We start from the raw sequence: 18138 nt of genomic DNA, 5'->3' as shown, positions 1-18138 counted from the left end.
AGCTAATATGGGTTTTGCTTCAAGAAAAAGTGTTCAAAATTACAAAAAAATACGATAGCCTCCGTCAAAGTTCTGAAACTTTGTAGATCCTGAAGAATAATCCTCAAGTATAAATCCTGATTTACGGGGCATACATGCCCTTTTAATGCGGATGGGAAGTGGTTAACTATTTATCCATGTCCATTTGTGCCAAATCCCTTCCAGAGGGCCTTGCTTGTGTTTCCCCAGCCAGAACCTGGAAAACATCATCTGCAGGGAAAAAACAGCTATCCCTATCACCAGGCTGAATGTACGCCCGCAATACGGAGCCAGGTACAGTCCGATGGGGAAATAGATCAGTGCCCCGAAGATGGACTGGGAGACATAATTGGTAAGGCTCATTTTCCCATAAAAACGTAAGCCGGACAATCTTTTTCTAAAAAAACGCTTTTCGTAAAGCAACACAAACGATGCTATCAGAACAAAAGTAAGCGCTAATTTATACCAGATATCGAATATAAGGCCCACGGTTTGTTGGGCCATGGGGTCGGACTGCAACAGCAGTTTTTTGATTATGTTAAACAGGATAAAGGAAACGGATGAAATTATCAAAACCCTTTTCCAGAAACGTAAATTATCGGGAGTGTTGATGAAGAACTGTTTTCTTCCGATATAAAACCCCAACAGGAACAATCCGGCAGCTTGCAGAAAACGGCCCGAACCGAGGGCCCACATAAGGCTTACTTTCTGGCCAAGCGTTACGTTGACACGGATAAAATCAAGAAAACTGCCGTTTTTCGTGTTCTCGACAACTTGCTGGTGCAGCGAAACCGCGCCAAAATCGGGCAATTGGTACGCCGGGTTAAACCGGGATAAAATAAAATGTATCCATTCTACCGGTTGAAGCAGCAAGACAATGATGAATACCAGAACGGCTCTGTCCGGCCAGTTGCGGCAAATAAACAGGACGAGTGAAACGTAGACGAACAGCATGAGCACATCTCCCGCAGGAAAGAAGGCCGCATTAAGGACGGCAAAGACGGCAAGAAGGGCCATTCGCCACAAAAAACGGTACCCGAAATCTTTCCCTTTTTTCTTTTGATTGTTGTGCTGGATATAAAACGTAAAGCCGAAAAGCATGGTGAAGATGGCATACGTTTTTCCGCTAAAAAGAGTGAAAATAATTTTCACGGAGAGCTGGTCCAGAATAGTAAGCCAGTGAGGCGAATGGGTAGGAAATTCCGGGAAAAAGAAATGGTCGACATTGTGTACCAGGAGGATCGCCATTATTGCAAATCCGCGTAAGGAATCCACTACTTCTATACGACTTGTCTTGCCTGTTGAGATTTCCATAATTAACCTTGTGATTTTTAAAATGAATTTGCAAACATAAGCATTTCTTTAAAAAAAAATCATCCGGATTAAAAAAATCTTTTGCCGCACGTCCGGATCACGTATTATCGCAAGGTAACAGGTGAATTGCCGGTTCCTTTTTCCCACGGCACCCAACCGGGAACCCTCGTGGAACTTGTAATTCCCGGAGAATCGCATCGGAACGCCCTTACACCTTAAACAGGTGATTTGCCTTTTCAGTTGATCCTGTTCGGCAATCTCAACGATCCGGTTTTCTATAAAACTGTAATTGCAATTCCAGCAAAGTTGAAAGTTATCAATAACTTCAGCCCGGCAGTTTGGGCAAATTTTTACTATTTCCATATTCGGCAAGTTTTTACAAAGATAAAAAAACCGCACGAACAATAGCTGTCCGTACGGTTAATATCTTAAGGTGTCACGAAGTGTACACCTGCATTTTTATCAATACCCCCTTATCGCTTTGATTCCCGGAAGTACCTTGCCTTCGATCATTTCAAGCAGCGCTCCTCCACCGGTGGAGACATACGAGACATCGTCAGCAAGTCCGAATTTATTGATACAGGCTACCGAATCGCCTCCTCCTATAAGGGAGAAAGCTCCTTTTTGAGTAGCTTCCACGATGGCGTCAGCCACTGCGCGTGAGCCTTTGTCGAAATTGTCAAATTCAAATACGCCCACGGGACCATTCCATAAAATGGTCTTGGAGTTCTTGATCACTTCGGCGAATACTTTTTCCGTTTCGGGACCAATGTCCAGCCCTTCCCAGCCGTTGGGGATTTCTTTTACAGACCCAAAATCGGTCTTGGCATCATTACTGAAGCTGTCGGCAAGTTTTGCGTCGGTTGCCAGTACCAGGTTTACGCCTTTCTCCTTGGCCAGATCAACGATTTCGTTAGCCAGGTCAAGCTTGTCATTTTCAACGATAGAGTCCCCGATTTTTCCACCGCCGGCTTTTGCAAATGTATAGGTCATTCCGCCGGCAAGGATCAGGTTGTCTACTTTGTCGAGCAGGTTTTTAATAAGTTCAATTTTCGTGGAAACCTTTGATCCACCCATAATGGCTGTGAATGGCCTCTCCGTGTCGGACATCACTTTTTCTACGGCATTAACCTCATTCTGCATCAAATAGCCGAACATCTTGTTTCCTGCATCGAAATAATCAGCAATAAGTGCGGTTGAGGCGTGTGCCCGGTGTGCGGTACCAAAGGCATCGTTTACATAAACATCGGCATAAGAAGCCAATTTCTTGGTAAATTCTTTTTGCGATTCTTTTACTGCTTTTTTTGCTGCTGCCGTTTCTTCTTCCGTAGCCCCTTCCGGTAGCCGGGGTTTTCCTTCTTCCTCAGCGTAGAAACGAAGGTTTTCGAGCAATAAGGCTTCTCCCGGACGTAAAGCGGCTGCTTTTGCTTCGGTTTCTTCACCAATGCAATCGTTGGCAAAATGAACATCAACACCCAGTAATTCGGAAACCCGCGGAAGGATATGTTTCAACGAATATTTTTCGGTAGGACCTTTCGGCCGGCCCAAGTGTGAGCCAATGATCACGCTCCCCCCGTCCTTGAGGATTTTTTTCAACGTGGGGATAGCTGCACGAATGCGGGTGTCGTCAGTAATCTTGAAGTTTTCATCGAGCGGCACGTTGAAATCCACACGAACGAATGCCTTTTTACCGGCAAAATTGAAAGTGTCAATTGTTTGCATAATTTTTTATTTTATGAGAATATATTCATTGGAGTGTATAAACAATCTTTGCAATTGGATCACAAAGATAAGGAAAATACAGAATTTTTTCTTTAATTACGCAAAAAAAGTTACACATCCGTGATTTTCACCTCGTACGAAACCGGAACCGCTTTTTTATACATCGCCAACACGCCGCAATATTTATCGAACGATAATTGGCATGCACGCTCCAATTTATCTTTTGGTAAATCTTTACCCTCGAATTCGTATACTACCTTCAGGTCGGTATATTGTTTGGGATATTCGTCTGTCATGCCGGATTCTATTTGAACGTTAAATCCTTTAATGTCGATGCGCATTTTTTTCAGGATTTCTACCACATCAAGCCCTGTACAACCTGCTGCGGCTACCAGAAGCAGTTTTTTAGGCCGTGGCCCTGCATCATTGCCTCCGGCATCTTCCGCCAGGTCAATTACCACGTTGTGTCCGTCAACGTCGGTTTCAAAAATGTTGTTATCTTTCCAAATGGTTTTAATTGAATGTGTCATAAATGTAATGTTTGATGGTTGATTTTTAGACCTCTTCACTGATAGATGGCCGATTTTTCCGATGCCTGTCATCCGTTCAGTTTCCGCTTTTTGATTAAACAAAAAAAAGATACTTTTGTTCTTTGAAAAAAGTCAGTATTTCGTATCAAAGTGTCAATTGTTTTTGTATTTTTGTGAAAATTTAGGCTATTATGATTGACAAAAACGCACGAGTTTTGCTCATTTACACGGGTGGAACCATCGGGATGGTTGAGAACCTGGAAACCGGAGCCCTGGAAGCCTTTAATTTCAGTCATTTGAAGTCAAACGTGCCTGAGATGAAGCGTTTAAATTTCAATGTAGACACCTACTTGTTTGATCCACCGATTGATTCATCGGAAGTCAGTCCTCAAAACTGGCAGGATATGGCCACGGTAGTGGAAGATAACTACAACGATTACGACGGTTTTGTGATTTTGCACGGCACCGATACGATGTCTTATACGGCATCGGTACTGAGTTTGATGTTCGAGAACCTGACAAAACCCGTTATATTCACCGGATCACAGTTGCCTATCGGTAAACTCCGCACAGATGGGAAGGAAAACCTGATTACTGCTCTTGAGATTGCTGCCGATAAAGATAAATCGGGAAGGCCAGTCGTGCCTGAATTGTGTATTTATATGCAAAACCTGCTGATGCGCGGGAACCGCACAACGAAAGTAAACTCGGAGAACTTCAGTGCTTTTAACAGTCCTAATTATCCGTACCTGGCTGAGGTGGGGGTAGATATTCGTTACCACGATAAGTTTATTTTACAGCCGGATTATGATAAGCCTGTCATATTTAATTTCAGGCTCGATCACAACGTTGCTATCCTGAAATTATTCCCCGGTATTCAGGAAAGTGTGGTGAGGTCAATCCTTTCGGTTCCTGCACTGAGAGGTGTTGTGCTGGAAACTTACGGTTCGGGTAATGCGCCTACCGATCAGTGGTTTATTGATGCGTTGCAGGAGGCGATAGACCAAGGAATTGTTATTGTTAACGTGACGCAATGCCTTTACGGAAACGTGGAAATGCACCGGTATGAAACGGGTCAGCATTTGGAAAAATTAGGGGTTGTTTCGGGGCACGACATCACCACGGAGGCTGCTTTGGCCAAGTTAATGATTTTGCAGGGCAACGGCAAAACCCCCGATCAGGTAAGGAGGTTGATGTCGGTTTCGCTACGAGGAGAGCTGACGGAAAGGTAAAATTCTTATCTTTGTTTTCAACATACATAAGAAAACAAATGAAGAATTTAGATTACGGAGTGATAGGAAATTGCCGAACGGCGGCATTAGTGTCCAAAGAAGGGAGTATCGATTGGCTTTGTTTGCCCGATTTCGATTCTCCTTCGGTTTTTACCCGTCTGTTGGATGAGGAAAAAGGAGGGAGCTTCGCTTTTCTAGTGTCGGGTGAGTATGTTGTAACGCAAACATATCTGGGTAACACCAATATCCTTTCCACGCGGTTTGAAGCACCTGAGGGAGCATTTGCCGTGCTGGACTATATGCCCCGGTACAGGACAAGCGAACAAAAGCATTACTTGCCGCCTGAGGTGCACAGGTACCTGCGTGTTTTGCACGGTAAGCCCAAGATGCGCATCCTGTATGATCCGAAAATGAATTATGCCGGAGAAGAGGCCGTGCACACGGTTTTCTCCAACTACATAAGAACATCGTCGGCCGCAGATGCCGAGGACAAGATTTACCTCTACTCGAGCGTGAATTTCGACGTTATCCTGAGCGGTGAAGAGTTCACGCTTACGGGTCATCATTTTTTCCTGCTTTCGTATAACCAAAAGCTTGTCACGGTAGACGAGAGCCGTATTTTGCTGGACTACGAGCGTACCAAAGTGTATTGGCTAAACTGGATTAACCGTTCACGCGAGTACCGTCAATACGGAGATATGGTTAACCGCAGTATGCTGGTGTTGAAGCTGATGTCGTACCAGCATTCCGGTGCCATGTTGGCAGCCGTTACAACCAGTCTGCCCGAAAGCATCGGGGAAACCCGTAACTGGGATTATCGCTTCTGCTGGCTTCGTGATGCTTCCATGTCTATCGATACCTTGCTGCACATGAAACATCAGGGCACGGCCGAACGATTTATAGGGTTCATAAAACGTATTCTGAAGTCGCGTGAGGATACTTTTCAGATAATGTACGGGATCCGGGGTGAGAGGGAATTGACCGAAGAAATTTTATCCCACCTGGCCGGATATGAGAATTCTTATCCCGTCCGTATCGGAAACGCTGCTTATAACCAGTTGCAGAACGATTCACTGGGATACCTGATGGATGTAATATACAAATACTACCTGTACTTTCCGGGGACGCTCGACGAAGTGGAGGAGATCTGGGAAGTCGTGAGAAACATGGTGCGGATGGTGCTGAAATCGTGGCGCTCTCCCGATCAGAGCATTTGGGAGTTCCGCACACGTGAATTGAATTTTGTGTTTTCCAAAGTGATGAGCTGGGTGGCACTTGACAGGGCGTCTCTGATTGCAGAGCTGCTGCACAAAGACAATTACGCGGAATTGTGGCGAAAAGAAGCAAACGGTATTAAGGAGGAGATACACGAAAAGGGCTGGAACGAAGAATTGCAATGCTTTACGCAGGCTTATGAGAATACCGATCACGACTCTTCGCTTCTGCTGATGCAGTTTTATGACTTTATTGACGCCCGCGATGAGCGTTACGTGAAAACCGTGAAGGCAATCAAAGAGAACTTGTTTCACAACGGGTTGATGTACAGGTATAAAGCTGAAGACGATTTTGGAAAACCCACCTCATCGTTCACCATCTGCACGTTTTGGCTGATAGAAGCGCTTTTTGTAATCGGAGAGACGGATCAGGCTCGTGAAATTTTCGAATCGATGATCACTTATTCCAATCACGTGGGGTTGTACAGCGAAGACCTGGATTTTGAGACCAAGCGCCAGCTCGGGAATTTCCCGCAGGCATACTCTCACCTGGCGTTCATCAATACGGCCACGCTACTTTCTGAAGAGAAGAAGCTGTCGAGGTTTATCCGTCCGTAGCAGTGTGTCGTTGTTTTTCTTCACCTGTTGTGGAAATCCTTGCGAACGACCCCGGATAATTCTCGTTGATAAAATCGATAAGTTTTTCGCGGACTGACACGCGTAAATCCCAGTTTTTAGAGGAATCTTCGCTGCTTACCAGTACACGGATTTCCTTATACCACTGTTTGCTGTCAGTAACTTGAATGTTTTGTACGCGCCCGTCCCAGTTGGGGTCGTTCTTCACTAAACCGGCAAGCTTTTTACGAAGCGGTGCTACTGGCAGGCCGTAAGAAACGTACAGGAATACTGTCCCCAGAATATTGGAGCTGGTTCTTGTCCAGTTTTGTACGGGGTTATTCAGGAAATAATCGATGGGTACAATGAGCCGTCTCTCGTCCCAGATTTTTACAACCGCATAGGTGATGTTTATCTCCTCGATGCGCCCCCATTCACCTTGAATGACTACCACATCGTCCAGGCGGATGGGTTGCGTTATAGCTATTTGTACACCCGACAAAATTTGTCCGACACTCCGTTGTGCTGCCAGTCCGACCACAATTCCCAGTACACCGGCTGAGGCCAGTAAGCTCATGCCCAATCCCTTTACGGTTTCGAAAGTCATTAATGCAATTCCGGTGAAAACGATCACTACGGTTACGATGAGTACCTTCTCAATCATATTCAGCTGGGTGAGCCGCCTGCGTGCGGTCAGGTTATCGGATTGATTAACATCAAGTTTGTTCTGGAAGTACCGGAATACGGCACGGACTGCCTGGACTATCAGCCACCCGATGGAAAGAATCAGCAATACCTGTCCTGTTTTCTGTATGATATCGTAAACCCGGGTATTCTTATCGAGTAATGAACTGAAAATATTCAGTAGAATGGAGAAAATGATCCACGCAGACGGGACTTTAAAAAGCCGCACGATAAAATCATCTATCAGGCTTTGGCTTCTCAGTGCACGATTGCGCAATTTTTTAAAAATGAAGTTGGAAGCCAAAGTGAGCAAAATAAACAGGATGATGAAGATAAGAGAAACAAAAATGTGGCGCCACTTATTTTCCGTTATCAGGTCAGTTATATCGTTCATAAGATAAAAAGTCAAAAAAGTCTCTTATTTAATCAGGTTTTCAAAAAAAGGAATTACCGAGGATTGAACCGGAATCCGGTATTTAGCAGTAGGCGAAAAATGCCCTACTTTTATGCTTACCCCGCCGGGCGGAAGTGCGTGGAACATATCTTCGTCGGTGGTGTCGTCGCCGATGGCAAGGATAAAGTCGTAATTATTTTTCCCCAACAGTCGTTTCACTTCGCTGCCTTTGTTAAAGTCCGGAGATTTGATTTCCACGATTTTATTTCCGGGAACGATCTGCAAGTTCAGGCGTGAAGCCGGCCCCATCAGTGCATTTATAAGCTGCTTCTGGCGTAGTTCGGCTAGCCATACATCCACGTTCCTGTAATGCCAGACCAGCGAGGCATCCTTTATTTCCATACGTGAGCGGGGAGTTTTGTCGATGGTGTGCTCTATGATTCGAAGGATCTCATCGTCCCACGTTATTTTTTCCTGAACATTTTTATGCCATTTGTGGTTTTCCTTGAAAAATGCGCCGTGCTCAGCGGCAAAGTCCAAATCGATCCCCTTGAACCACTTGTCCAGCACCTGACGATTCCTTCCGCTGTTGATGACTACTTTGTTCTTTTTGTCGGCGGTCATCTTTTTTAATAAGTTCAACAATTCTTTGGAAGGGACTGCATCTTCGGGGTTTTTCACGAAGGGCGACAAGGTCCCGTCGTAATCGAGCAAGATTAATCTTGTGTAAGCCTGGTCGTACTCCTTTTTTATTTGTGAGAGCTGTCGTTTACCTACGATTTTCTGAAAAATTTCGTTGTTTTGCTTACTTATGTAGAGAAGTTCCTTCACGAAATCATTCGCCCATTTTTTTACGGTTTGGGTGGATATCCGTTTTTGCATGTTGTTGAGCCGGATACGTTGTTCCTTTTTCGGCATGGTCAATGCCTGGAGAATAGCCGCTTCAATTTCCTGTGTATCGTTCGGATTGATAATGATGGCATCGGTCAGTTCAATGGCTGCCCCCGCCATCTCGCTGAGTATCAATACGCCGGGTTTTCCCCGTTTGGTGGCAAGATATTCTTTGGCTACCAGGTTCATTCCGTCGCGTAGCGGAGTAACCATAGCGATGTCTGCAATGTCGTAAAGTGCTACCAGTTCATTGAAGGGGAAACTCTGGTAAAAATAGTACACAGGGGTCCAGCCGAGGGTAGAATACATGCCGTTTATTTTACCAATATATTGGTCTATCCGGGTTTTCAGGTCGGCATACCTGTCCACTGCATCGCGGGAAGGTACGACTATCATTGCCAGCGATACCTTTTTGTGGTATTCGGGATGATTTTCAAGAAAATTGGCGAACCCGTTCAACCGGTGCAGAATTCCCTTGCTGTAGTCGAGCCGGTCGACCGACAAAACAATGGTTTGATTACCTAGTTCTTCTATCAGCCTTTTTGATATTTTCTTTACCTCCGGGAGTGAGGGCGCCCGATGATACTGTTCATAATTTATACCCATAGGGAATGCATCCACATGTACGATACGGTCTTTCAGGCTGATCTCGTCGAGGTTGCAGTTAAGGTCGAGAACCCGGTAGATGGCACTGATAAAATGACGCATGTAGTCGTGCGTGTGAAATCCGATTAAATCGGCTCCAAGCAACCCTTCCAGTACTTGTTCCCTTTCCGGGAGCACACGAAATAGTTCGTAAGACGGAAAGGGTATGTGGTGGAAATACCCGATGTTTACTTTGGGCTTTTTGTCGCGGATTTTTTTCGGCAGCAACATCAGTTGATAATCTTGTATCCAGACAATATCATCGTCTTCTATAAAGGGCAGCGCTTCTTCACAGAACAGTGTATTCACCTGCCGGTACGCTTCCCAGTACTCGGTTTTGTACTGTATGTATGCGAAAAAGTAATGACATAGCGGCCATATGGTGCTGTTGCTGTAACCTTCGTAATAATTTTCAATCTGTTCTCCGGACAGAAAAACCGGATGATAATTCAACTCATTCAGCTTTTCGGTAATCTCCTGCTTTTCATTTTCATCATCCACATGGACTCCAGGCCACCCCACCCAATGCATTTCCGCATCGGTTTCCAAAGACCCCAATCCTGTGGCCAGCCCTCCTTCGCTGCGTTTTACGACAAAGGAGTCTTCGGTTCTTTCAATTTTGACAGGAAGCCTGTTGGCTATAATAAGGATTTTCATGCGATTCTATTTTTATTCACTTTTGTTATTGGTTCCCGCAGGATATAAGGTGTCCTGCGTTGATATACAGCATTGAACCTGGATAATTGGCGAGCAGTTCAATCAATTTTTTTCCAATCGGTTTAAAAATATAACAGTCCCGTTCCAGGAAAGATCAATTTTTAACATATTTTTATAATATAAGGGAGGAATTGGTGTTGAACTTCTGTCAGGAATCTAAAAAAAATGCAATCTTTTGCCTGTTCCATATTTTTATAGTAATTTCGTACTCAGATTTCACAATGCTTATATTCTTCAAGACTTTCGTAAAATCAAATCAATAAAATAATCATATTGTCATGACAAAAAAGAAGAACTATTTAACCTGTGACGGTAATCAGGCTGCAGCACATATCGCCTATATGTTTAGTGAGGTAGCTGCTATTTACCCGATTACACCTTCGTCGACGATGGCAGAATACATCGATGAATGGGCCGCTGCGGGAAGAAAAAACATTTTCGGGCAGCCTGTACTGGTACAGGAGATGCAATCCGAAGCTGGAGCCGCAGGCGCTGTTCACGGTTCGTTGCAGGCGGGGGCATTAACATCCACATTTACCGCATCACAGGGTTTGTTGTTGATGTTGCCCAACATGTATAAAATTGCAGGAGAGTTGCTCCCCGGAGTATTCCATGTATCGGCACGGGCCATTGCTGCACAGGCATTGTCTATTTTTGGTGACCACCAGGACGTTATGGCAGCACGCCCAACCGGTTTTGCATCGTTCGCTACGGGATCTGTACAGGAAGTGATGGATTTGGCAGCTGTTGCCCATTTGGCGGCAATAGAGAGCAGGGTACCGTTTTTGCATTTTTTTGATGGATTCCGCACTTCACACGAAATTCAGAAGATTGAAGCGTTGACAAACGATGATCTGGCTCCGTTAATCAATCAGGAGGCATTAGCCGGTTTCCGGCAGAGAGCGTTGAGTCCTGATGCACCTGTTACACGAGGAACGGCTCAAAACGATGATATTTATTTTCAGTCCCGTGAAGCGGCTAATCCTTTTTACAACGCTGTTCCGGGTATTGTTGAGAAATACCTGGAAAAACTGGCAGCTGTAACCGGCCGTAAGTACGGATTGTTTGATTATTACGGTGATCCTGAAGCGGAAAGAGTGATTATTGCTATGGGTTCCGTTACTGAAGCTATTCGTGAAGTGGTTGACCACAAAAACGCCAACGGCGAAAAAGTGGGTATGGTAGCCGTTCACCTGTACCGTCCTTTTAAAGCCGAAGCATTTCTGTCGGTCATCCCGAAAACAGCCCGTAGGATTGCTGTTCTCGATAGGACAAAAGAACCCGGTGCTACCGGACAGCCTCTTTATCTGGACGTGAAAGACAGTTTCTACGGAAAAGAGAATGCCCCGGTGATTGTCGGAGGTATTTACGGTTTATCCTCTAAAGATACTACCCCGGGACAGATTATCTCGGTTTACGACAACCTGGCGATGAACATGCCGAAAAACGATTTCACCATCGGAATTGTGGACGATGTGACATTTAAATCGTTGCCGAAAGTTGAGGAGGTCTCGATGGATGAAACAACCTACGAAGCCAAGTTTTACGGCCTGGGATCCGACGGAACGGTTGGAGCCAATAAAAACTCCATCAAGATTATCGGGGATAATACCGATAAGTATGTGCAGGCCTATTTTGCTTACGACTCCAAGAAATCGGGAGGATTTACCTGTTCCCATCTCCGTTTTGGAGATAACCGTATCCGCTCCACTTATCTGGTGAATACCCCCAACTTCGTAGCCTGTCACGTTCCGGCATACCTGCATCTTTACGATGTTACCGCTGGACTGAAAAGGGGAGGAACCTTCCTGCTCAATTCATTGTGGCCGAAAGAAGAAGTTGGCAATCATCTGCCGGACAATGTGAAGAAATACCTGGCCAAAAACAACATTAAGTTGTACATCATAAATGCTACAAACATAGCGGATGAGATAGGGTTGGGCAACAGGACCAATACCATTCTCCAGTCGGCATTTTTTAAAATATCCAACGTAATTCCTTATGAACTGGCGGTGGAACAGATGAAAAAATTCATTGTAAAATCGTACGGTAGAAAAGGAGAAGAAATTATAAAAATGAACTATGCGGCTGTTGACCGCGGAGGAGAAGTTGAACAGGTTGAAGTTCTTCGGGAATGGGCGGACCTGAATGTGGATACGGTACAAAAAGACGATGCTCCGGAATTTATTCAAAAAGTGGTTCGTCCTGTAAATGCCCAGCGCGGATATGATTTGCCGGTTTCGGTTTTTGTGGGCCGTGAAGACGGAACATGGGAACACGGTACGGCTACTTACGAAAAACGCGGTGTGGCTGCTTCGGTTCCTGTTTGGAATCCCGACAACTGCATCCAGTGTAACCAGTGTGCCTACGTTTGTCCGCACGCTACTATCCGTCCGTTCGTGCTCGATGAGAAAGAACAGAAAGGGCTGGGAGAAGAGGTGGCGCTATTGAAAACACAGGGAAAACAGTTCGAGGGAACCGCTTTCCGGATTCAAGTGGATGTGCTGGATTGTCTGGGTTGTGGAAATTGCGTGGATGTTTGTCCGGGCAAGAAAGGGCAGAGCGCTCTAGAAATGGTTCCCATTACCACACAATACGATAACCAGAAGAACTGGGATTATATGGTTCAACACGTCAGCAGTAAAGCCCACCTGGTGGATACCAGGCTGAACGTAAAAAACTCCCAGTTCGCAAAACCGTTGTTTGAGTTCTCCGGCGCCTGCTCGGGTTGCGGTGAGACTCCGTACATCAAGCTTATTACGCAACTGTATGGCGACCGTATGATGATTGCCAATGCTACCGGATGTTCTTCCATTTACGGTGCGTCGGCTCCGTCAACCCCATATACCAAAAACGAAGAAGGCAAAGGGCCGTCGTGGGCTAACTCGTTGTTCGAGGATAATGCCGAGTTTGGTTTTGGATTTGTAATTGCTCAGGCAAGCATGCGTAACCGCGTAGGGGATTTGATGCAGAAAGCCCGTAAATCGGCTGACTTTTCTGATTCACAGAAGGAGCTGTTTGCCCAGTGGATCGAAAACAAGGACAACGGAGAAGCCATAAAAGAGATTTCGGCTCAGATTGTGGGCGTGCTAACCGGTATGGAAAACGAAATTGCCAAAGAGATCCTTTCGCTCGAAAAGTACCTGACCAAGAAATCCATCTGGGTGTTTGGTGGTGACGGCTGGGCATACGATATCGGCTTTGGCGGCCTCGACCACGTGTTGGCTATGGGGCAGGATATCAATGTGCTGGTGCTCGATACCGAAGTATATTCCAATACCGGCGGACAATCCTCGAAATCAACCCCTACAGCTGCCGTTGCCAAATTTGCCGCTGCAGGGAAACGTATCCGCAAAAAAGACCTGGGTATGATTGCGGCGACTTACGGTTATGTATACGTGGCTCAGGTAGCTATGGGCGCCAATCAGGCTCATTACCTCAAGGCATTGAAAGAAGCCGAGGAATACAACGGCCCGTCGCTTATTATTGCTTATTCGCCTTGTATCAGCCATGGGTTAAGAAGCGGTATGGGTATGGCTCAGACCGAGCAGAAAAAAGCCGTTGAATGCGGTTATTGGAGCTTGTGGCGTTACAACCCGAAACTGGAAGAAGAGGGCAAAAATTCGTTTGTACTCGACAGTAAGGAACCCGACTGGAGTAAGTTCAGGGATTTCCTGATGGGTGAAGTGCGTTACACGCAGCTGGTGAAATCTTTCCCGCACGAAGCCGATGAACTTTTTGAAGCGGCCAAGGAAAATGCCCAGTGGCGTTATCGTTCATACCAACGTATGGCCAATGCCCACTTTGGCTCAGTGGATGCTGAAACTGCGAAAGCAGAAGGATAACAATTGCATATTCATGAACATAAAAAAGCGATACGTCGGTCGGCGTTTCGCTTTTTTTGCCGGTTTGCTTTGATTTTTTTAATCGTCGGACTGCGTTAAAATCGTATCTTTGCAACCACAAACATATACAACAATGAAAATCCAAATTATCAACGGACCTAATCTTAACTTGTTGGGGATGAGGGAGCCCAGTGTTTACGGAGATCAATCTTTCTCGGCCTTTTTCGAAAGGTTGAAGGAGGTGTTTCCCGAAATCAGGCTGGACCATTATCAATCGAATGTTGAAGGGGAAATCATCAATAAGATTCATGAGACGGGGTTTGATTATGACGGCATCATCCTCAATGCCGGGGGGTATACCCACACCTCGGTTGCTATTCGCGATGCGATTAAATCGGTGAGGACCCCGGTGATCGAAGTACATATCTCCAACGTATATGCCCGGGAAGAGTTCCGTCATCAATCCATGATCTCGGCAGTTTGTGCAGGGGTGATCGGTGGGTTTGGACTGAACTCCTATCGTTTAGCTGTGGAAGCCTTGATAATGGCAAACAAAACGGATTAAAAAGTGTTTAATGGTCAGATGACATCTGAGATCTAAAAAATTCTCAACTAAATTAACAATGCTAAAACATACTAAAATTGTAGCCACAATTTCGGATAAACGTTGCGATGTCCCTTTCATTCAGCAGCTTTTTGCAGAAGGAATGGATGTTGTCAGGTTAAATTCGGCTCACCTTGACCAGGAAGGATTTCTGAAAATTATAAACAACGTTCGTGCAGTGTCGGACAGAATTGCCATTCTGGTTGATACGAAAGGCCCGGAAATAAGGACAACTGTAGCTTCCGAACCCATCGAACTCACCACTGGCGACCGGGTGAAGGTTATCGGTAATCCCGGGAGCGTTTCATCCAAGGAGGCTATTTATGTCTCTTACCCGAACATTGTCGATGAGATGAACGTGGGTGACGATATTCTGATTGATGACGGAGAAATTGACCTGAAGGTGATCGATAAAGATGCTGGTTACCTGCTTTGTAGTGTGCAAAATGACGGGACGGTCGGAAGCCGGAAAAGCGTGAATATTCCCGGAGTCCGTATCAACCTGCCGAGTATAACCGAACGCGATAGAAAATTTATTGCCCTATCGGCAAAGCACGATGTCGATTTTATTGCACATTCGTTTGTGCGAAACAAAGAAGATGTATTGGAAGTCCAGAAAATTTTGAATGAACTGAACAGTCCAATAAAAATTATCGCGAAAATTGAGAATCAAGAAGGTGTGGACAACATCGATGAAATATTACGCCATGCCTATGGGATTATGATTGCGCGTGGTGATTTGGGAGTGGAGGTGGCTCAGGAGAAAATTCCGGCTATTCAGCGGACACTTATCCGGAAAGCTATCCATCATAAAAAACCGGTTATTGTCGCAACGCAAATGTTGCACACCATGATTGAATATCCCCGCCCGACGCGTGCCGAAATAACCGATGTTGCCAATGCCATTTATTACCGGACCGACGCTATTATGTTAAGCGGTGAAACAGCTTACGGAAAATATCCGGTGGAGGCGGTGAGAACCATGACAAAAGTGGCTTTTGAAACCGAAAAAACAAAACTGCCACAAAACGATATCGCCGTTCCATACCAACCTTTGGACGATAACGAAGTTACTTCGTTCCTCGCCAAACAAGCCGTTAAATCGAGCGACCGGTTAGAAACAAAGGCTATCGTTACCGACAGCCATACGGGTAGAACAGCCCGGGTTTTGGCTGCTTTCCGGGGTAAAAGTCCTGTTTATGCCATTACCACAACCGAGAGGCTGGCACGCGAACTGGCCCTGTCTTACGGAGTATGGGCACACCATCAGAGTGGCAAAGGAGATGGAAACACCAAAGAAAGCCGCCGGGCCTATTTTGTGGGTGCGATAACAAAACTGATTGAGAATAAGATGATCAAGCCTGAGGATCGCGTGGCGTACATGGGCGGCAGTTTCGGTGAAACCGGTGGAACCACTTATCTTGAAATAGCAGAAGCGTGGAGAATTTTGGAAGCGAAAGACAAATATAATTTGCCGGATTATACGCAATAAAAGATGGACAATAGACTGGAAGAGTATATATTATCGCATATCGATCCGGAGCCGGAATTACTGAAGGAAATTGACAGGGAGGTCCACGTTAAGCTGCTCCATGCGAGCATGATGTCTGGCCATTTGCAAGGCCGGCTTCTGAAGATGCTAACCCGGATGATCCGTCCGGAACGGGTGCTTGAAATCGGGACTTTTGTAGGGTATTCCACCTTGTGTTTTGCTGAAGGGCTGGAAGAGAATGGCGAGGTACATACGATAGAAATCGATGATGAACTGGAAGATTTTATTCGTTCGAATTTTGCGAAGTCTGAACTAGCAAACAAGATAAAACTGCATATCGGAGATGCTACACAAATCATTCCGGAATTTGAAGACGAAAGTTTTGGCCTTGCCTTTATCGATGCCGACAAGGAGTTGTATTGGAAATATTTCGAGGCTACGCTTCCGAAAATCAGAAAAGGCGGTTTCATTCTTGTTGACAATACGCTCTGGTACGGAAAAGTTGTAGAAAAGGTGGAGAGCAGTGACCGGGCGACCCAGGGTATTTTGAATTTCAACGAAAAACTGGCTAACGACGACAGGGTAGAAAAGGTAATCCTCCCCGTACGTGACGGGATTACGGTTGTTCGAAAAAAATAGAGAAGAATGGAAACAAACAGACAACAAAAAGTGAATCGGCTGATTCAGAAAGAGCTCGGAGAGATCTTTCTGGTGGAAACCAAAAAGATGCCGGGCGTACTGGTATCGGTTACGCATGTACGGGTAACTCCCGACCTGGGAATTGCCCACTCGTACCTGAGCATATTCCCTTCGGAAAAAGGAAGCGAAATGGTGCGGAACATAAACGATAACGTGAAATCGATCCGATACAATTTGGGAAAACGAGTCGGAAAACAGTTACGTGTTGTACCTGAACTGATTTTTTACCTGGACGACTCGCTCGACTACATCGAAAATATTGATAAATTGTTGAAATAACGTGAATCTTTCACTATTCATCGCTCGCCGATATCTTTTCTCTAAGAAATCACACAACGCCATTAACGTCATTTCGCTTATTTCGGTTTGTGGAATTGCTATTGCAACGATGGCAATGGTTTGCGTTTTGTCGGTCTTCAACGGATTTGGCGGAATTGTGGAAGGGATGTTCAGCGCTTTCGACCCGGACCTGAAAATTACGGCCAAAGCCGGAAAGGTATTTGATTATCACACGCCCGACTTTGATAAAGCTTTACGGATTGATGGCATTCAAATGATATCGGAGTCGCTGGAAGAGAATGCGTTGTATAAGTTTGAGGACCGCCAGGTGCCGGTCCTCGTGAAAGGTGTATCGGAAGAGTTCCGGCTGATGACCGATATGGATAAACTGATGGTAGACGGCAGCTTCCGCCTTACCGAAGACGTCGTGAATTACACTACCCTGGGAACAGGCCTGGCCATCACGCTGGGTGCTCGGGCCGGATTCATAAACCCGATTGAAATTTACGCCCCGAAGCGCGACGTAAACGTTAACTTGGCAAACCCCTCGGCAGCATTCACGCGCGAAGACATACAGATAGGTGGTGTTTTCAGCCTCAATCAACCCGATGTGGATGATCAGGTGGCCATTATTCCCATCCGTTTGGCGCGTGAACTGTTCAGGTATGATAATGAAGTCTCCTCCCTCGATATCAAACTTCATCCCGATGCGTCAGTGAAGAAGGTAAAATCTGAAATTGAAAAGATATTGGGCGACGATTTTCTGGTGGAAAACCGGTTCGAGCAGCAGATTGAGTCTTTCAGGATGTTGCAGATTGAAAAATGGGTGACGTTCCTTATTCTGGCTTTCATCCTTTTAATTGCTGTTTTTAATGTGGTTGGATCACTTTCGATGTTGATTGTGGAAAAGACGATAGATATCAAAAGCTTAAAAAATATGGGAGCTAACAACAACCTTATTTCCCGCATTTTCCTGTACGAGGGCTGGTTAATCACTTTTTTTGGAATCGTTTCAGGAATTGTTGCCGGATTGACCTTGTGTTTGTTGCAGCAACATTTCGGACTGCTCCGCCTGAGTAATGTTCCCGGAGCTTATGTGGTGGATGCTTATCCTGTTATTGTGCGGTTCTGGGATATTGTAACCGTCTTTGTAGTAGTTAGCATCATTTCGCTGCTTACTGTATTTTATCCCATCAATAACTTGAAGAAGAAATTGAAATTTGCGGAGGTATAATAACTATAC

At 45.4% G+C, this 18138-nt stretch carries 14 protein-coding genes; 8 read left to right on the top strand and 6 right to left on the bottom strand.

Going from position 1 to position 18138, the window contains the following annotated elements; all coding sequences use genetic code 11:
- Positions 1-162: 162 nt before the first annotated feature.
- The 4 genes from AACM02_RS14790 to AACM02_RS14775 form a co-directional block, all read right to left on the bottom strand.
- Positions 163-1332: a DUF418 domain-containing protein gene (locus AACM02_RS14790; RefSeq protein ID WP_214062568.1), complete on the bottom strand. Its 1170-nt coding sequence runs from the start codon at positions 1330-1332 to the stop codon at positions 163-165.
- 48 nt (positions 1333-1380) lie between these two features.
- On the bottom strand, positions 1381-1695 hold the full coding sequence (locus AACM02_RS14785; protein WP_339117402.1) for a hypothetical protein: 315 nt from the start codon (positions 1693-1695) through the stop codon (positions 1381-1383).
- Between the two features lie 99 nt (positions 1696-1794).
- Positions 1795-3054: a phosphoglycerate kinase gene (locus tag AACM02_RS14780; protein ID WP_339117401.1), complete on the bottom strand. Its 1260-nt coding sequence runs from the start codon at positions 3052-3054 to the stop codon at positions 1795-1797.
- Positions 3055-3164: 110 nt separating this feature from the next.
- Positions 3165-3584, bottom strand: a complete 420-nt coding sequence (locus AACM02_RS14775) for an OsmC family protein (RefSeq protein WP_332456994.1) — start codon at positions 3582-3584, stop codon at positions 3165-3167.
- 191 nt (positions 3585-3775) lie between these two features.
- On the opposite strand from AACM02_RS14775, the gene AACM02_RS14770 reads away from it, so the two are divergent.
- Positions 3776-4816, top strand: a complete 1041-nt coding sequence (locus AACM02_RS14770) for an asparaginase (RefSeq protein WP_332456995.1) — start codon at positions 3776-3778, stop codon at positions 4814-4816.
- Between the two features lie 38 nt (positions 4817-4854).
- On the top strand, positions 4855-6648 hold the full coding sequence (locus tag AACM02_RS14765) for a glycoside hydrolase family 15 protein (protein WP_339117400.1): 1794 nt from the start codon (positions 4855-4857) through the stop codon (positions 6646-6648).
- Here AACM02_RS14765 and AACM02_RS14760 read toward each other — a convergent pair.
- Together AACM02_RS14760 and AACM02_RS14755 are read right to left on the bottom strand one after the other, a co-directional pair.
- On the bottom strand, positions 6635-7723 hold the full coding sequence (locus AACM02_RS14760; protein WP_214062797.1) for a mechanosensitive ion channel family protein: 1089 nt from the start codon (positions 7721-7723) through the stop codon (positions 6635-6637). The two genes, AACM02_RS14765 and AACM02_RS14760, sit on opposite strands and share 14 nt — an antisense overlap.
- 24 nt (positions 7724-7747) lie before the next feature.
- Entirely contained in the window at positions 7748-9916 is a 2169-nt protein-coding gene (locus tag AACM02_RS14755) for a bifunctional alpha,alpha-trehalose-phosphate synthase (UDP-forming)/trehalose-phosphatase (RefSeq protein WP_339117399.1), read from the bottom strand.
- Positions 9917-10254: 338 nt separating this feature from the next.
- Between AACM02_RS14755 and nifJ the strand changes: the two genes are divergently transcribed.
- From nifJ to AACM02_RS14725, 6 genes are all read left to right on the top strand, one after another.
- Positions 10255-13821 (top strand): pyruvate:ferredoxin (flavodoxin) oxidoreductase, encoded by a 3567-nt coding sequence (gene nifJ, locus AACM02_RS14750; protein WP_339117398.1) that lies wholly within the window; start codon positions 10255-10257, stop codon positions 13819-13821.
- A gap of 133 nt (positions 13822-13954) precedes the next feature.
- Entirely contained in the window at positions 13955-14386 is a 432-nt protein-coding gene (aroQ, locus tag AACM02_RS14745) for a type II 3-dehydroquinate dehydratase (RefSeq protein ID WP_214062354.1), read from the top strand.
- Between the two features lie 58 nt (positions 14387-14444).
- A complete protein-coding gene (gene pyk / locus AACM02_RS14740) occupies positions 14445-15917 on the top strand; it encodes a pyruvate kinase (protein ID WP_339117397.1) in 1473 nt (490 codons plus the stop codon).
- Positions 15918-15920: 3 nt separating this feature from the next.
- Entirely contained in the window at positions 15921-16556 is a 636-nt protein-coding gene (locus AACM02_RS14735; protein WP_339117396.1) for an O-methyltransferase, read from the top strand.
- A 6-nt stretch (positions 16557-16562) separates the two neighbouring features.
- A complete protein-coding gene (gene rbfA / locus AACM02_RS14730; RefSeq protein WP_214062357.1) occupies positions 16563-16895 on the top strand; it encodes a 30S ribosome-binding factor RbfA in 333 nt (110 codons plus the stop codon).
- 1 nt (position 16896) lies between these two features.
- On the top strand, positions 16897-18129 hold the full coding sequence (locus AACM02_RS14725; protein WP_214062358.1) for an FtsX-like permease family protein: 1233 nt from the start codon (positions 16897-16899) through the stop codon (positions 18127-18129).
- The last annotated feature ends 9 nt before the right edge of the window (positions 18130-18138 follow it).

The sequence above is a fragment of the Petrimonas sp. genome (genome assembly GCF_963921705.1).
Lineage (GTDB): Bacteria > Bacteroidota > Bacteroidia > Bacteroidales > Dysgonomonadaceae > Petrimonas > Petrimonas sulfuriphila.
This window is presented reverse-complemented; position numbering and strand designations above follow the sequence as displayed.

Bases quoted from the DNA above. Each gene is read 5' to 3' on its own strand.
- AACM02_RS14760 (WP_214062797.1), bottom strand. From the start codon at position 7,723: ATGAACGATATAACTGACCTGATAACGGAAAATAAGTGGCGCCACATT.
- AACM02_RS14770 (WP_332456995.1), top strand. From the start codon at position 3,776: ATGATTGACAAAAACGCACGAGTTTTGCTCATTTACACGGGTGGAACC.
- AACM02_RS14780 (WP_339117401.1), bottom strand. From the start codon at position 3,054: ATGCAAACAATTGACACTTTCAATTTTGCCGGTAAAAAGGCATTCGTT.
- AACM02_RS14785 (WP_339117402.1), bottom strand. From the start codon at position 1,695: ATGGAAATAGTAAAAATTTGCCCAAACTGCCGGGCTGAAGTTATTGAT.
- AACM02_RS14755 (WP_339117399.1), bottom strand. From the start codon at position 9,916: ATGAAAATCCTTATTATAGCCAACAGGCTTCCTGTCAAAATTGAAAGA.
- AACM02_RS14735 (WP_339117396.1), top strand. From the start codon at position 15,921: ATGGACAATAGACTGGAAGAGTATATATTATCGCATATCGATCCGGAG.
- pyk (WP_339117397.1), top strand. From the start codon at position 14,445: ATGCTAAAACATACTAAAATTGTAGCCACAATTTCGGATAAACGTTGC.
- AACM02_RS14790 (WP_214062568.1), bottom strand. From the start codon at position 1,332: ATGGAAATCTCAACAGGCAAGACAAGTCGTATAGAAGTAGTGGATTCC.
- rbfA (WP_214062357.1), top strand. From the start codon at position 16,563: ATGGAAACAAACAGACAACAAAAAGTGAATCGGCTGATTCAGAAAGAG.
- AACM02_RS14765 (WP_339117400.1), top strand. From the start codon at position 4,855: ATGAAGAATTTAGATTACGGAGTGATAGGAAATTGCCGAACGGCGGCA.
- AACM02_RS14775 (WP_332456994.1), bottom strand. From the start codon at position 3,584: ATGACACATTCAATTAAAACCATTTGGAAAGATAACAACATTTTTGAA.
- nifJ (WP_339117398.1), top strand. From the start codon at position 10,255: ATGACAAAAAAGAAGAACTATTTAACCTGTGACGGTAATCAGGCTGCA.
- aroQ (WP_214062354.1), top strand. From the start codon at position 13,955: ATGAAAATCCAAATTATCAACGGACCTAATCTTAACTTGTTGGGGATG.